The sequence below is a fragment of the Halorubrum sp. SS7 genome (genome assembly GCF_005435055.1).
Classification (GTDB): domain Archaea; phylum Halobacteriota; class Halobacteria; order Halobacteriales; family Haloferacaceae; genus Halorubrum; species Halorubrum salinarum.
Window position 1 is genome coordinate 303,783 of sequence record NZ_SGXV01000002.1, and the last position, 13,950, is coordinate 317,732.

The following is a 13,950-nucleotide window of genomic DNA, read 5'->3' on the forward strand; positions in this document are numbered from 1 at the left end:
CCACCGCGTTCGCCCGGACGTGAGCCTTAACAACACTCGTTGTGAATTCCGGCCATGACGCATCCGAACGACGTCGCCGTCGGCATCGTCGGCCTCGGCGGCATCGGGTCCCACCACGCGACGAAGCTGGTCGAACGCGGCGCGAACCTCGTCGGCGGCATGGACATCGACGCCGACGCCCGCGCGCGGTTCCACGAGGAGTTCGGCCTCCCCGCGTACGAGGACGAGGCGGCCCTCTATGACGAGTGCGACGCCGTGCTGGTCACCACGCCGAACCGTTTCCACGAGGAGTACGCGACCTCGGCGCTGGAAGCCGGCCTCGACGTGCTCTTGGAGAAGCCGCTGGCGCACACGGTAGCGAGCGCCGAGCGCATCGCCGACGCCGCCCGCGACGCCGAGGGGTTCTGTATGATCGGGTTCAACAACCGGTTCGCGGAGCCGGTCCGGGTGATCAAACACTACCAGGACGAGGGGCGGTTCGGGGAGACCACGCACGTCGAGGCGAACTACGTGCGGCGCCGCGGCGTCCCCGGCCGGGGGTCGTGGTTCACCTCGTCGGACGTGGCCGGGGGCGGCGCGCTCATCGACATCGGCGTCCACGCGGTCGACCTCGCGCTCTACTTCCTCGATCACCCCGGGGTCGTCGAGGTGTCGGGCGAGACGCGCTCGGAGTTCGGCGGCCGCGACGACTACGCGTACGTCCACATGTGGGGCGACGACGCCGGATCGGAGGGGTTCGACGTCGACGACTCGGCGTCGGCGTTCATCCGCGGCGCCGACGGATCCACGGTGTCGCTGGAGGTAGCGTGGGCGACGAACCGCCCGGCAACCGACGAGTTCGTCGTCCGGGGCACCGAGGCCGGGGCGACGTTCGACCGCGGCAGCGACGACCTCACCGTCCACGAGGCGGGCGTGGGCGGCGGCCACCACCTCACGGACGCGAGCGTGGAGACGCGCGAGGGGGACGCTCACGCCGCGGAGCAGGCGACGTTCCTCGAAGCCGTCGCCGCGGGCGAGGCGCCCGCGATCAACACCGTCGAGGAGGGGCTCCGCGTCCAGCGCGTCATCGACGCCATCTACCGGTCCTCCGAGACCGGCGCGGCGGTCCGACTGGACTGACCGCGCCCCGATCGAACCGGTCGGCCGGCGGGCGACGGCCTCCGCGATGGGAACCTATTCGGTGCTGGGGGTCGTTCCCGGTGACAACTCGTGACCAGCGATCCCGGCCCGACGCCGCCCTCCGAACGCATCACCAGCCTCGACGCCCTCCGGGGGTTCGCGCTGCTCGGCATCCTCGTCATCAACATCCGGGTGTTCTCGATGCCGGAGCAGACCCTGCTCAACCCCAACGTGTACGGCGACTTCACCGGGATCGACTACTGGACGTGGTTCGTCGGCCACGTGTTCGCGCAGTCGAAGTTCATCACAGTCTTCTCGGCGCTGTTCGGCGCCGGCGTCCTCCTGTTCATCGAGAGCAAAGAGGAGAAGGGGCAAGACGCCGTCCGCCTCCACCTCCGCCGGACCGCGGTGCTGATCGCGATCGGACTCCTCCACGCGTACCTGCTGTGGTACGGCGACATCCTCGTCACGTACGGGTTGACCGGGATCTTCCTGCTGTTCGTCCGCGACCTCGACGCGCGCCGGCTCGCCGGGCTGGCCGGGATCTTCCTCCTCTTCGTCCCCGCGATCGAACTGTTCGCGGCGGTGTCGATCGGCGGGGAGGCGATCGCCGGCCAGTGGATGCCCTCGGAGGCCGCGATACGGCAGCAGGTGGCCGCCTACCGCGGCGGCTGGCTCGAGCAGATGAGCCACCGCGTCGACTCCTCGCTCCAGCGACAGACGAGCGGGTTCATCGGGTCGAGCTTCTGGCGGGTCGGCGGCGTCATGCTGCTCGGGATGGCGCTGTACAAGCGGGGCGTGCTGACCGGCGAGCGCTCGACCGCGTTCTACCGGCGGCTCGTCGCGGGCGGCGTCGTCGGCGTCGCGATCGTCGTCGCGGGCGTCGCCTACATCGAGGCGAACGACTGGAGCGCGGGCGCCGCGCTGTACTGGCGGCAGTTCAACTACGTCGGGAGCCTCCTCGTCGCCGGCGGCTACGTCGGGCTCGTCACGCTGTTCGTCCGGCGGCGCGGCGAGGGGATCGTGACCCGCGCGCTCGCCGCGGTCGGCCGGACCGCGTTCACGAACTACCTGCTCCAGACGGTGATCGCGACGACGATATTCTACGGCCACGGCCTCGGGCTGTTCGGCTCCGTCAGCCGCGTCGAGGCGATGGGGATCGTCGTCGCCATCTGGGCGGTTCAGGTGCCGCTCTCGGTGCTCTGGCTGCGGTACTTCCGGTTCGGCCCGGTCGAGTGGGTGTGGCGGACGCTCACCTACGGGGAGGCGCAGCCGATGCGCCTCGAGGGCTGACCCGCGCTGCGCCCTTCGACGACCGCGGTCCGAGCGCGCGCGTTCTCCGAACTGAGACTCGCGAGGACACGTTCAACACCCGGCCGCCGAACCTCCCTCCATGACCGGCTTCGACGTTCACGATCACCGCCACGAACTGAAACAGCTCCGCGACTCCGGCCGGACGAGCCTCTGGGAGAACAGGGAAGCGATGGCGTGTCCCGTGTGCGACGACGTCTTCTCGCGGCTCTTCGTCACGCGGCAGGCGGGGACCACGTTCCCCGAGAACGACGGCGCGCGGTTCTGCCTGCTCCGCGACGACGACGCAGTCTACCTGTTCAGGCACTGAGCGCACAGGGGATCGGTTATGCGGAGCGTCAACGGCGTTGAAATCTCTTCTCAAGACATATACTCGTCTGACACGGCTGGTCGCTGAAGAGTGCGAATTGATCGCTGAGGACCTTCCCGGCTTGAGACGAACCGACTACGCGCTCGCGGGGGCGCCGTCGGCATCGCCGTCATCGATGAGTGGGTAGTCGATGTGGACTTCGATTCGATCGAACGGGACGACCGGTTGTATCGCGCCGCCGGGCCCGCCCTCTTCGAGCGTAAGGATACCCAGTACTTCCAGCTGCTTCAGGTCAGAGTGGACGTCAGACACGTCCCTCTCGACGAGCCGCGCCGCTTCGCGCATGCTCTCGGGAGCTTCCTCGGCGATCGCTCGGATGAGATTCAGGCGGAGCGGCGTGAGACTGTCGACGAAGTCGTCGTAGGTTCCGAACTGGAGCGTCGCTTTTCCGTCCTGGTCGTCGTCCTCGACGTCTTGGACGAACTGGAGTGCGTCCTCACGGAGCTGTTCTCGGTCGCCGACGGTGATGTGGAGTGTGGTCATGGTTGAGGTGTGGGTCGGAGGGTGTTCGATCAGTGCGGTCGGGGTGGGTCGCCGCCGACAACGTCCCAGTACTCGTCCGCACTCGCCCAGAACTCGACGAGCAGCTCCTCCATTCCAGGGAATCCGACGCCGTCGAGATCGCCCGCTGCGGTGTGATGTTCGTGTCCCTTGGTATCCTCGTGGGAGTTGTCGTACCGGACGAGCGTGAGATCGTCGAGGGTGCCCAGATGGAGGGTGTACTTCCAGCCCGAGGGGTACGTCTCGGTGTCGTCGGTCGGCCGAAGGACGACGTTCTCGACGAGGCCGGCTTCGACGTGTGTGTACTGGAAGAACGCCTCTGAGGGCATCCCTTACGTGTTGGGACACCACCCAACGGCATAAGCGTTGGGCAGAAGTCCAACACCGAACGGGAACGTCGCCCGTCAGTGAGATCCTCAGATGTTCCTTGTCCGTTAGTTACCGATCTTCAAACAACGGATCCGGCGCAGTCAGTCGTCGCCGACGGGGTCGACGCCGGGGTCCGGGTCGTCGATGTAGCGTTCGGTCCACGTCCCCCGCGAGAACCACGCGACGCCGACCGCCGCGCCGAGGACGTTCCCGAGCGCCATCCCGACCCACACGCCGGTCTCGCCCCAGTCGGCCACGAACACGAGGTAGGCAACGCTCGCGACCCGGCCGACCCAGAGGGTGACGATTGAGATGACCATCGCGGTCTTCGTGTTGCCCGCGCCGCGGAACGCGCCTAAGATTACCTGCGAGACGCCGATGAAGGCGAACTCGACCGACCGGATCCGGACGTAGTCGACCGCGTAGCCGATCGTCGCCGGCGCGTCCGGCACGTCGCCGAGGAACGCCCCGACGATCGGCTCGGTGAACGCCACGGCGACGACGGCGACGAGGAACATCACGCCCGCGCCCGTCGTGGCGGCGAACTTCACCGCCTTGGCGGCGCGGTCGGCGCGGTCCGCGCCGAGGTTCTGCCCGACCATCGTGTCGATGGCGCGCCCGAGCCCCATCGCGGGCAGGAAGACGAGCGAGATGAGGCGGTTGCCGAGGCCGTAGGCGGCGACCACCGGCGGCGAGAACGTGACGATCATCGCGGTGAGCGTGATCATCGCGAGCGCGCTCGTCGTCTGCTCGACGCTGGACGGCAGGCCGAGCCGGAAGATGTCGCGGATGAAGTCGAGGTCGGGCGCGAGGTGACCGAGCGTCACGTTCGGGCCGTAGCCGGTGCCGAACAGGATCCAGAGCCCGATGGCGGTCGCGACGCCCCGCGAGAGGATGGTCGCGAGCGCGGCGCCCTTGATCCCGATTCCGGTGATTCCGGTCGCCGAGAGCAGGGTCGCCTCCAGCGCGACCGGGTCGAGCGCGGCGACGCCGGGCACTGCGGCCAGCCACTGGAACAGCGGATTCCCGTCGAACCCGAAGATGAAGAACGGGTCCAGCAGGACGTTGAGCAGGACGGAGACGAACATGACCGCCATCGGCGTCCGCGTGTCGCCGTAGCCGCGCATCAGCGCCGAGAAGACGAAGAAGCCGAACATCAGGGGGATCCCGGCGAAGATCACCTCCATGTAGTCGGCCGCGAGCGGGATCACCGTCGCCGCGGTGTCGGCGTCGCTCGGCAGTATCTCCAGGGCCGGCCGGGTGTAGAAGTACCCGCCGATGCCGATGAGCACGGACAGCACCGAGACGGTGAAGATGGTCTGTCCGGCCACGAGGCCGGCGGACCCGTCGCCGTCGGCGCCCGTGTACTGCGCGACGAGGATCGCGCCCGCGGTCGTGAAGCCGCCGGCGACCGCGATCAGCAGGAAGATGAGCGGGAACGCGAGGCTGATCGCGCCGACGGCCTCTGCGGAGAGGCGGCCGAGGTAGAGGGTGTCGACGATGTTGTACGTGACCTGTAGCAGCTGGATGACGACGATCGGCCACGCCAGTCGGAACAGCGGCCGGAGGAGGCTCCCCTCGGTGATCGACTCGTCGTCGAGGGGGCCGTCGTCGTCGGGATCGCCCGACGGCCCGGCGACGCCGTCGTCCGGCCGGTCGCCGGAGGGGTCGTCGGGGGAACCGTCGGCGGAGGAGCCGTCGGGGTCGGCAGCGGGCTCGTCGCTCACTGCCGTAACACGCCGGGGGCGCTCTATCAGGCTTCCGATCCGGTTACCCGGCCCCGCCGCCGCTCACGTCGCCGCGGTCGGGGTCGGGGTCGACGCCGCCTCGGGCGGCGCCGTCGCCGGCGGCGTCCGAGCCCGCGCCGTCGCCGATCTCCGACGCGTCTGCCGCCGGCGCGTCGGGGGCGGCGGCCCGCGGCGCCTCGCTCCCGGCGTCGACGCGGGCGACGCCCGACGTGTCGTCGAAGACGAGGTGCCGGTGCGGGTACGCCATCTCCACGTCGGCGTCCGCGAGCCGCTCGCGGATCTCGGTGTTCACGTCCGACTGGACCTTCGCGAGCTTGTACGGCTTCTTCACCCAGTACCGCAGCCGGAGGAGGATCCCGTCGTCCGCGAACTCGTGGAGCCGACAGTCCGGGCCCGCCATGTACCGGGCAACGCCGATCCGGATGTCGGGGCCGCCGTCGATGACAGCGTCGCAGTCGCGCGCCGCCATCTCGATCAGCCGCCGCGCCTCCGGGATGTCGCTCTCGTAGGTGACCAGCACGTCGATAGAGCGGCGGGTCCGCTCGTCTTCGGCCGAGAGGTTCGTCACGTCGCGCTCGCGCATCGTGCCGTTCGGCACGACGAGGAAGGTGTTGTCGACGGTGAAGATCTTCGTGTAGCGGATCGTGATGTCCTCGACGAACCCCGCGGTCCCGTCCTCCAACTCGATCATGTCGCCGATCTCGAACGGCTGGTCCGCGAGGATGAAGACGCCGTTGATGAAGTTCCCCACCAGCGGCGCGAGGACGATACCGATGACGGCCGAGAACACCGCCGTCCCGAGGAGGAGCTCCTCGAACTGGAAGCCGGCCGCGCTGAGGCCGACGAGCAGGGCGGCCGCGATCGTCCCCGCCCGGACGCCGCGGACGATCGTCTGCGCGACGCTCTGCCGCGACACCCGCCGGGCCACGGGGCGACCGATCAGCCGGACGAGGAAGTTCGCGAGGACGACGCCGACCGCGACGGACGCGACGACGGTCAACAGCCCCGCTCCCGGCAGGTCGGCGAGTTGAGACCCGAGGCCGGCGAGCCGCGACGCGACGCCGGCGACCGCCGTCGCCTCCGGGAAGACCATGGAGACCCGCGGACGGCCATCGGAAAAAGCGTTTCTCCCCGCGGCCGGCGACGGCGGGCGCGCCGCCTCGGCCGCACCCGCGCCGGGGACTACGACCGGACGTACGTGTGAGCGGTCGGGCGGCGGGGCGAGGGAGCGAACTCTGAAAACGCGTACAACTCGGCTCATAGTAAAAAGCTATAATCCCCGCCCCCGATCGTCTGTACATGACGGACGACCTCCGGGACACCCTCGACCGCGTCGGGGACCGGTTCAACCTCGGCGAATACGAGATCGACGCGTACCTCGCGGTGTTGGAACACGGGGAGCTGACGGCGAGCGACATCGCCGACCGGACCGACATCCCGCAGCCGCGGGTGTACGACACGGTCCGGAGCCTCTCGGACCGCGGGCTCGTCGAGCTCCGCGAGTCCCGCCCGATGAAGATCGTTGCCGTCGACCCCGACGACGCGTTCGGCGAGCTCCGCTCGTCGTTCGCGGAGATGGTCGACGAGCTCGAGGCCCGCTACACCGCGCCGACCAGGGAGACCGAGGCGGTGTCGCTCGTGAAGTCGCGCTCGACGATCCTCCGGTACATCGAGGAGGTGATCGAGAACGCGGAGTACGAGCTCGCGGTGTCGCTCACGCCCGGGCTCCTCCGGCGGTTCCGCGACGAGCTCGCCGCGAAGGTCGCGGCGGGCGTCAGCGTCGAGCTGCTCGTCACGCCCGCGTCGAACGCGCCCGACCCGGCGGAGTTCGACTACCTCGAGGTCGCGACCATCGCGCGCGCTCGCCGAGGAATCACCACGCCGGTCCTCGCGGTCGGCGACGGCGAGTACTCCGTGTACGCCACGCAGGACGCGCTGCGCGACGACCGCGAGCGCTACGGCGTCATCTTCAACCGGTCCGCGCTCGGCTTCCTCGTCTCGGGCTTCTTCGGCACCGTCCTGTGGACGACCGCCGAGACGCTGGCCACCGACGGAGCGGAGCGGCCCTTCCCGCGCCGCTACGCCTCGATCCGCCGCGCCGTGAAGGACGTGCGGGAGTTCGACGGCGAGGAGTTCTACGCCACCGTCGAGGGGCGCGACATCGAGACCGGCGAGGAGGTGACGGTCCGCGGGAAGGTGGTCGACGTGGCGTTCGTCGACACCGAGGAGGTCGCCTCGCTCGTCGTCGAGACCGACGAGGGGCGCGTCGAGATCGGGGGCCGCGTCGCCGCCTTGGAGGACGTCGAGGGCCAGGAGATCGTGATCGGCCGCGGCGAGCCGCCGGCGCTGTGAGTCGGGGCCCGGGCGCCGCGCGGTCGCCGTTCAAGTGCGTGCGGTCCGAAGCGTCCCCGTGACCGACGACGCGTCCGACGACGACCGGGCGGTACCGACCGTCTCCTGCGAGCGGTGCGGCCGCGAGTGGGACCTCGACCGCGAGGTCGACGGCCTCGACCCCGGCGGCCACGCGGTCGAGCAGTTCGCGATCGACCACGAGCGCCACACCGGTCACTACCCGGACGACGTGACCCCGTGGATCGCTCGGTGCGAGCGCTGCCCGGACGGCGAGCGCTTCCTGGCGGAGCGGCCCGCCCGGCGCTGGGCGCGGACCCACGCGCGGCACGCGAACCACCCGGTCCGGCTCGAAGCGCCGAGGGGCGACGACGACCTCGTCGCCCCCGACGGCGACCGAGACGGGTCGTGAGGGACTGACCGCCGGCTCGGATCACGGGCCGAGCGCCGCGATGTCGGCGCCGACCGCGGCCCGCGCGTCCGCCGGGTTGGGGTCGCTGTCGGCCAGGTGCGTCCACTCGCAGGCGGACAGCGCCGCGACCCGCTCCCGGATCGCCGGCCTGTACGGCGCGGCCGACGCGACGCCGTCGCCAGCGCCCCAGACGTCGTCGATGACGGTCCGCGAGTCGATGCGGACCTCGACGGCGGCCGGGTCGCAGCGCGCGGCCAGCGCCTCCAGCCCCATGTGGAGCGCGGCGTACTCCGCGACGTTGTTCCCCGCCATGCCGACCGGTCGCCCCAGCCGGACCGCCTGCTCGCCGTCGGTCCGCAACACGGCGCCCGCCCCCGCCGGCCCCCGGTTCCCGCGGGCGCTCCCGTCGACGTAGAGGACGGCGGCGCCGTCGTCGGAGCCCCACGAGCCGCGCTCCTCGGCCGGCGGGTCGGCGGCGAGGACCGCCTCGACGGCGGTCCGGATCTCGCCGTCGCCGGTCCCCGGGTCGAACAGGCCGCCGTAGCCGGACACGGCCGCGTCGATCGCGTCGATGGCGGGGCCGATCTCGTACCCGTACCGCGCCAGCACCTCGTCGACGCGACTCGCGAGCGGCGAGAGCCCCTCCGTGGGGAGTCGGTCCATCACTCCTCCGTCGTCCGGCGCGCTCCCTGTCGGTCCATCACCAACGGGTTCGACCGCCGAGACAAAAAGGCGCGGGCGCCCCGGCGGAGCGGCCGCGAGCGGAACGCCTTCCTCCCCGCCGCGCGTGGCCGCCGTATGGAGTACACGACGCTCGGCGGGTCCGGGACGAAGGTGAGCCGGATAGGCATCGGGACGAACACCTTCGGCGGCGACGCGGACTGGCACCTCTCGGCCGAGGAGGCACAGGAGGTCGTCGACACCGCGATCGACCACGGGATCAACTTCTTCGACACCGCGAACGCCTACAACGGGGGAGAGAGCGAGCGCGTGCTCGGCGAGGCGCTCGACGGCTACGACCGCGACCGACAGGTGATCGCGACGAAGGTGTACTTCCAGATGGACGACGAGGACCCGAACTCCGGCGGGCTCTCCCGGAAGGCGATCGAACAGGAGCTGGCGAACAGCCTCGACCGGCTCGGGACCGATACGGTCGACCTCTACCAGATTCACCGCTGGGACGAGGAGACGCCCATCGAGGAGACGCTGCGGACGCTCGACGACGCCGTCCGCCGCGGGGACGTGCGCCACGTCGGCGCCTCGTCGATGTGGGCCCACCAGTTCGCCGAGGCGTGCCACGCGGCCGAGCGGGGCGGCCGCGAGCCGTTCGTCACCATGCAGAACCACTACAACCTCGCGTACCGCGAGGAGGAGCGCGAGATGGTCCCCCTCTGCGAGAATCGGGACGTGGGGCTGATCCCGTGGAGCCCGCTCGCCCGCGGGTACCTCACGCGGCCGCACGACGAACTGGAGGCGACGGTCCGGGGCGAGACCGACCGGTACCTCCACGAGCGCCTGAAGACGTACGCGGCCGGCGGCGGGCGGGAGATAAACGAGCGCGTCGCGGAGCTCGCCGCCGAGAAGGGCGTCAAGATGGCGCAGATCGCGCTGGCGTGGCTCCTCCATCAGGACGCGGTCGACGCCCCCATCGTCGGCGCGCGGAAGCCGGAGTACGTCGTCGACGCCGTCGAGGCGCTCGACGTCGACCTCTCCGACTCGGACCTCGACTGGCTGGCCGAGCCGTACGAGCCGGTGCCGATAGACGGCCACAGCTGACGCGCCCGCGCGGACGCCACATCGACAGCGTATTTACGTCCCGAGCGCGACCGGTCTGACATGACGCTCGTCGTGGTCCCCGTCCGGTTCCCTCCCTCGTCGCACTCGGCGGCGACGCTCCGAGAGGCGACCCGCGTCGCCGAGGAGCGCGACGCGGACCTCACGATCCTCCACGTCGACCTGTACCAGCGCTCCGGGGGCGTCTCGCGCAGCGACCTCAAGCGCGCCGTCGAGGAGCGAATCGGTCGGGTCGACCGCGCGCGCTACGTCGTCCGCCGCGGCTTCCTCGTCGAGGAGACGATCCTCGAAGAGGTCGTGGCTGAGGGCGCCGACGTGGTCGTCATCGGATCGAAGCAGGCCGGCCGGTGGCGGCGGATGGTCCAGAAGCTGCTCTCCGACCCCGACATCGACTCCTTCCTCCGCGGCGAGCTCGACTGTACCGTGATCACCGTCGACGCCGACGGCGGGATCACGACCAACGAGGTCGACGACGAGGGCCCGCCGCTGCCGGAGGACGACGACTGAGCCCTCGCGCGGTCCGGCCTACTCGGCTACCTCGTACCGTCGCTCGTACTCGATGACGGTCGCCACCCGATCGGCGACCTCCTCGCCGAACTCGCGCCCGACGACGTACAGCGCCAGGTCGATCCCGGAGGTGACGCCGCCCGCGGACAGCAGGTCGCCGTCGTCGACGACGCGGGCGTCGACGACCTCGGCGCCCGACTCGCGGAGCTCCTCGACCGCCGACGCGTGCGTCACGGCCCGGCGGCCGTCGGTGACGCCCGCCTCCGCGAGCAGCATCGATCCGGTACACACCGAGGCGATTCGGGTGCCGGCCTCGTGGTGGCCGGCGAGCGCGCGCGGCACGTCGCCCTTCTGGGCCTCCGCCCAGGCGCTCGCGTCCTCGTCGCGCGCGCTCCAGCCGCCGCCGGGGACGACGAGCAGGTCGGGCGCGTCGGCCGACTCGGGGTCGGGAAGGACTCCGTCCACGCCCACGCGGGTCCCGTGGCTCGCGGTCACCGTCTCTCGCTCGTCGAGCGTGACGTACCTGACGCGGCCGGCGCGCTCGCCGTCCGCGGCGGCGTAGCCGAGCGCGTAGTCGAACACCTCGTACGGCCCGATGCCGTCGAGTTCGTCGAACCCGTCGTATAACAGCACGTCGACGTTCATACCGCTCCGGAGGGCGGCGGACGGCTTGTGCGTTCCCCTCCGGTCGAGCGGGGTCCCGGCCGCGCGTCGGTCTGAGCGTTCGACGGGGCGTCACTCGTCGTCGAACGCGGCGACGACGCGCTCCATGTCTCCCGCGACGCGCTCCGGGTCGATCCGCTCGCCGCGGTAGGCCCGTTCGACCACGCCGTCGGGGTTGACGAGCAGGGTCACGACGAGGTGGGTGAAGTCGTAGCCCGGGAGGCGGTCGCTCTCCGTCGTCCGCTCGAAGCCGATCCCCAGTCGGTCCTCGACCACCGCCTTCGCGCGAGCCGGCGTCTCCGGCCGCAGGTAGAGCCAGTTGCCCGCCTCGAGGTCGGCGCCGATCGACTCGGCGTTGTCGCGGAGCGCCGCCGCGTCGTCGCGCTCCGGATCGAACGTGATCGGGATAAAGTACGTGTCGTCGGTCAGCCCCGCCGCCGCGACGCGGCGCTGTACCGTCGCCCACTGGCGGAGGAGGATCGAACACTCCGCGGGACAGAACGTGAACACGCCGGTCACGAGGGCGGTCCGGTCGAGCTCGTCGCTGTCGAACGTCTCGTCCGCGAGGGGAGCCGGCAGCTCGAACGACGGGAGCGGCTGGCCGTACGCGGGATACGCGAGGTCCTCGCTGTCCGCGAGCTGGTCCGACTGCGGATCGAGCACGACGTCGTCCGGGCTTCCACCGAACAGGCGCGACGTACAGCCCGCGACGGAGCCGGCGGCGGCCGTTCCGACGCCGGCGAGCAGCGTTCGTCGGTTCATACCCGAGCGAAGGGGCGAGCGGCGCATAACGCGTCTGGTGCGATCGACGAACGCGAGCGGCCCGGGTCACGCGGGAGCGCGCGCGGCGAGTCGGTCGCCCGAGTCAAAACGGGGTGTAGTACGGGATCGGCGGGTGCGGCAGCGGCACGCCGAGCGTCGCGAGCCCGTGCTGGAGCGGGACGTATCCAAGGGCTACGAAGGCGACGCCGAGCACCCGGTGGATCCGCAGCCGCGTTTCGAGACGCATCGACCCGAACACCGTACCGAAAAGCAGCAGCGACGGCACGGTGCCGAGGCCGAGGGCACCGAGCGCGACCGTTCCCCCGAGCGCGCTCCCCTGGACGAACGCGTAGAGGAAGGCCGGGTACAGGAGCGGGCACGGGAGAAAGCCGTGCGCCGCCCCCAGGCCGACGATCCGCCAGTCTCCGACCCACGCGTCGACGCGGGCGACGATCCGGTCGCTCACCGCGCTCGCCGCCCGGTCGAACCCCGGTATCGGGACGGACTCCAGCCGGAGGCGGAGCGCGTAGCGCGCGCCGACGGCGATGATCACCCCGCCGACGAAGATGCCGGTGAGCGCGTGGACGTCGTCGGCGACGCCGGTGACCGTCCGCCCCGTGACGAACGCGAGGCTGCCGGCGAGACCGAAGGCCCCGCCGAGGGTCGCGTAGCTCGCCGTGCGTCCGAGGTTGAAGAGCGCGTGCTGGCGCACCTGGCGGAGGGTGAGGTCGTCGTCTCGCCCGCGACCGCCGCCGGCCTGCCTGGACCGCATCCGATCGGCGTAGGTGGTGACGAGCGGGCCACACATGCCGAGACAGTGCGCGCCGCCGAGCAGTCCGACGAGCAGGAAGACGCCGATGCCGAGCGACTCGGTCGCGTACAGGGAGCCGCTCGGCTCACAGGTCGCCGTTCCGACGGCGTCGACGAGTCGAAGCGCCCCGGTATCGATGAGGACGTCCATACCGGATCAACGACCGCAGGGTCGCTAACCGATCTGGTGTGATCGGCGAACGGGCGCGAGCCCGGTTCACGCCGATCCCCTCGCCCGGCGCCCACGCCGTCACCCCTCGGCGTCGAGGAGCGAGTCGACCGTGCGGACAAAGCGGTCGACGAGCCGGTCGGGCAGCGACGGCGACACCTCGTCGAGGAGCGCGGCCGTCCGGTCCGGACGCGCCAGCGCGACGGTCATCGGCCGGTCGGGGGACTTCTCGACGATCCCGTGGTCCGCGAGCGTCGAGACGTGCCACGACACCGTGCTCTTCGCGAGGTCGAGGTCACCGGCGAGCGCCGCCGGCCGGGTTGGGCCGTCGGCGTGGAGCCTGACGACGATCTCGCGGGCCGTCTCCCGCCTGAGAAACGCGAGCGTCCGCCGGTCCCACGGATCGACCGCCGGATCGAAGTAGTGCGCGCGCCCGCCGATGCGTTCGACCGCGAGCTCGCCGTCCCGGACGAGCCGGCGGAGGTGGTACTGCGCCTGTCCGGTCGCGATGTCGAGCTCGCGGCCGATCCGGTTGAAGTGGACGCCGGGGGCGTCGCGGACGTGGCGTCGGATCCTGTCTCTGGTGTCCGCCATTTTCGGGGGATCGACCTACCCCCGCTCGGAATAAAAGGCGCCCGTGCGGTCTCTCGCTCTGGGAACGGCGGCGGGGCACGTCTTCTTGTCGGTCGGCTCCCAAGGGCCGGTGTGACGCAGTCGCTCTCGGGGTCGGTGTCGGCGCTCGCCGGATGGTCCGTGGAGGGGTCGCTGCCGATCCTGGCGGTCGTGGTCGCCGCCGGACTCGGGACGAGTCTCCTCTTCGCCGTCAGCCTCGCCGCCTACCGACGCCGCCGGCAGGCGCAGTACCGACTGATCTCCCTCGCCGTCGGCGCGCTCCTGGCTCGGTCGGTGGTCGGCGTCGGGACCGTTCTGGGAGCCGTGCCGATGCCGGTCCACCACCTCCTCGCGCACAGCCTGGACTTCCTCATCGCCGCGACCGTCCTCTATGCGGTGTACGCCCACGCGCCCGGCGCGGTCGGCGACGACGCCGCCTCGGACTGAGCCGAGC

Annotated in this window: 17 protein-coding genes; 8 read left to right on the forward strand and 9 right to left on the reverse strand. The window is 71.0% G+C overall.

From position 1 onward, the window contains the following. Window positions 1-54: 54 nt before the first annotated feature. The 3 genes from EXE44_RS03980 (at window position 55) to EXE44_RS03990 (ending at window position 2,740) form a co-directional block, all read left to right on the forward strand. Complete coding sequence (locus EXE44_RS03980; protein ID WP_137716053.1) at window positions 55-1,119, forward strand: Gfo/Idh/MocA family protein; 1,065 nt, start codon at window positions 55-57, stop codon at window positions 1,117-1,119. Between the two features lie 90 nt (window positions 1,120-1,209). Next, window positions 1,210-2,412, forward strand: a complete 1,203-nt coding sequence (locus EXE44_RS03985) for a DUF418 domain-containing protein (RefSeq protein ID WP_137716054.1) — start codon at window positions 1,210-1,212, stop codon at window positions 2,410-2,412. Window positions 2,413-2,512: 100 nt separating this feature from the next. Beyond that, window positions 2,513-2,740: a hypothetical protein gene (locus EXE44_RS03990; protein WP_053772616.1), complete on the forward strand. Its 228-nt coding sequence runs from the start codon at window positions 2,513-2,515 to the stop codon at window positions 2,738-2,740. A gap of 135 nt (window positions 2,741-2,875) precedes the next feature. Here the strand turns inward: EXE44_RS03990 and EXE44_RS03995 are convergent, their stop codons facing one another. From EXE44_RS03995 to EXE44_RS04010, 4 genes are all read right to left on the reverse strand, one after another. Then, window positions 2,876-3,283, reverse strand: a complete 408-nt coding sequence (locus tag EXE44_RS03995; RefSeq protein ID WP_137716055.1) for a transcriptional regulator — start codon at window positions 3,281-3,283, stop codon at window positions 2,876-2,878. A gap of 29 nt (window positions 3,284-3,312) precedes the next feature. Next, the gene (locus tag EXE44_RS04000) at window positions 3,313-3,630 is read right to left on the reverse strand and encodes a DUF6516 family protein (protein WP_137695091.1); all 318 of its coding nucleotides are present in this window, start codon (window positions 3,628-3,630) and stop codon (window positions 3,313-3,315) included. A gap of 141 nt (window positions 3,631-3,771) precedes the next feature. Then, window positions 3,772-5,397: an MATE family efflux transporter gene (locus EXE44_RS04005; RefSeq protein WP_137716056.1), complete on the reverse strand. Its 1,626-nt coding sequence runs from the start codon at window positions 5,395-5,397 to the stop codon at window positions 3,772-3,774. Between the two features lie 43 nt (window positions 5,398-5,440). Then, a complete protein-coding gene (locus tag EXE44_RS04010) occupies window positions 5,441-6,511 on the reverse strand; it encodes a mechanosensitive ion channel family protein (protein ID WP_137716057.1) in 1,071 nt (356 codons plus the stop codon). 206 nt (window positions 6,512-6,717) lie between these two features. Between EXE44_RS04010 and trmB the strand changes: the two genes are divergently transcribed. Both trmB and EXE44_RS04020 read left to right on the forward strand, forming a co-directional pair. Further along, complete coding sequence (gene trmB, locus EXE44_RS04015) at window positions 6,718-7,770, forward strand: HTH-type sugar sensing transcriptional regulator TrmB (RefSeq protein WP_137716058.1); 1,053 nt, start codon at window positions 6,718-6,720, stop codon at window positions 7,768-7,770. A gap of 58 nt (window positions 7,771-7,828) precedes the next feature. After that, window positions 7,829-8,179 carry a hypothetical protein gene (locus EXE44_RS04020; RefSeq protein WP_137716059.1) on the forward strand — a complete coding sequence of 117 codons (351 nt, stop codon included), beginning with the start codon at window positions 7,829-7,831 and terminating at the stop codon, window positions 8,177-8,179. A 21-nt stretch (window positions 8,180-8,200) separates the two neighbouring features. Here the strand turns inward: EXE44_RS04020 and EXE44_RS04025 are convergent, their stop codons facing one another. Further along, the gene (locus EXE44_RS04025) at window positions 8,201-8,842 is read right to left on the reverse strand and encodes a ribonuclease HI family protein (protein ID WP_137716060.1); all 642 of its coding nucleotides are present in this window, start codon (window positions 8,840-8,842) and stop codon (window positions 8,201-8,203) included. A 135-nt stretch (window positions 8,843-8,977) separates the two neighbouring features. Here EXE44_RS04025 and EXE44_RS04030 point away from each other — a divergent pair, with 135 nt between their 5' ends. Beyond that, window positions 8,978-9,955: an aldo/keto reductase gene (locus tag EXE44_RS04030; RefSeq protein WP_137716061.1), complete on the forward strand. Its 978-nt coding sequence runs from the start codon at window positions 8,978-8,980 to the stop codon at window positions 9,953-9,955. A gap of 60 nt (window positions 9,956-10,015) precedes the next feature. Further along, window positions 10,016-10,480, forward strand: a complete 465-nt coding sequence (locus EXE44_RS04035) for a universal stress protein (protein ID WP_121564224.1) — start codon at window positions 10,016-10,018, stop codon at window positions 10,478-10,480. Between the two features lie 18 nt (window positions 10,481-10,498). Here EXE44_RS04035 and EXE44_RS04040 read toward each other — a convergent pair whose 3' ends face one another. The 4 genes from EXE44_RS04040 to EXE44_RS04055 form a co-directional block, all read right to left on the reverse strand. Then, on the reverse strand, window positions 10,499-11,125 hold the full coding sequence (locus tag EXE44_RS04040; RefSeq protein WP_137716062.1) for a DJ-1/PfpI family protein: 627 nt from the start codon (window positions 11,123-11,125) through the stop codon (window positions 10,499-10,501). A gap of 90 nt (window positions 11,126-11,215) precedes the next feature. Then, the gene (locus tag EXE44_RS04045) at window positions 11,216-11,905 is read right to left on the reverse strand and encodes an SCO family protein (protein ID WP_137716063.1); all 690 of its coding nucleotides are present in this window, start codon (window positions 11,903-11,905) and stop codon (window positions 11,216-11,218) included. A gap of 103 nt (window positions 11,906-12,008) precedes the next feature. Next, window positions 12,009-12,866 carry a sulfite exporter TauE/SafE family protein gene (locus EXE44_RS04050; protein WP_137716064.1) on the reverse strand — a complete coding sequence of 286 codons (858 nt, stop codon included), beginning with the start codon at window positions 12,864-12,866 and terminating at the stop codon, window positions 12,009-12,011. A 99-nt stretch (window positions 12,867-12,965) separates the two neighbouring features. Then, complete coding sequence (locus EXE44_RS04055) at window positions 12,966-13,478, reverse strand: helix-turn-helix domain-containing protein (protein ID WP_053772606.1); 513 nt, start codon at window positions 13,476-13,478, stop codon at window positions 12,966-12,968. Window positions 13,479-13,589: 111 nt separating this feature from the next. Here EXE44_RS04055 and EXE44_RS04060 point away from each other — a divergent pair, with 111 nt between their 5' ends. Continuing rightward, the gene (locus EXE44_RS04060) at window positions 13,590-13,943 is read left to right on the forward strand and encodes a hypothetical protein (protein ID WP_053772605.1); all 354 of its coding nucleotides are present in this window, start codon (window positions 13,590-13,592) and stop codon (window positions 13,941-13,943) included. The last annotated feature ends 7 nt before the right edge of the window (window positions 13,944-13,950 follow it).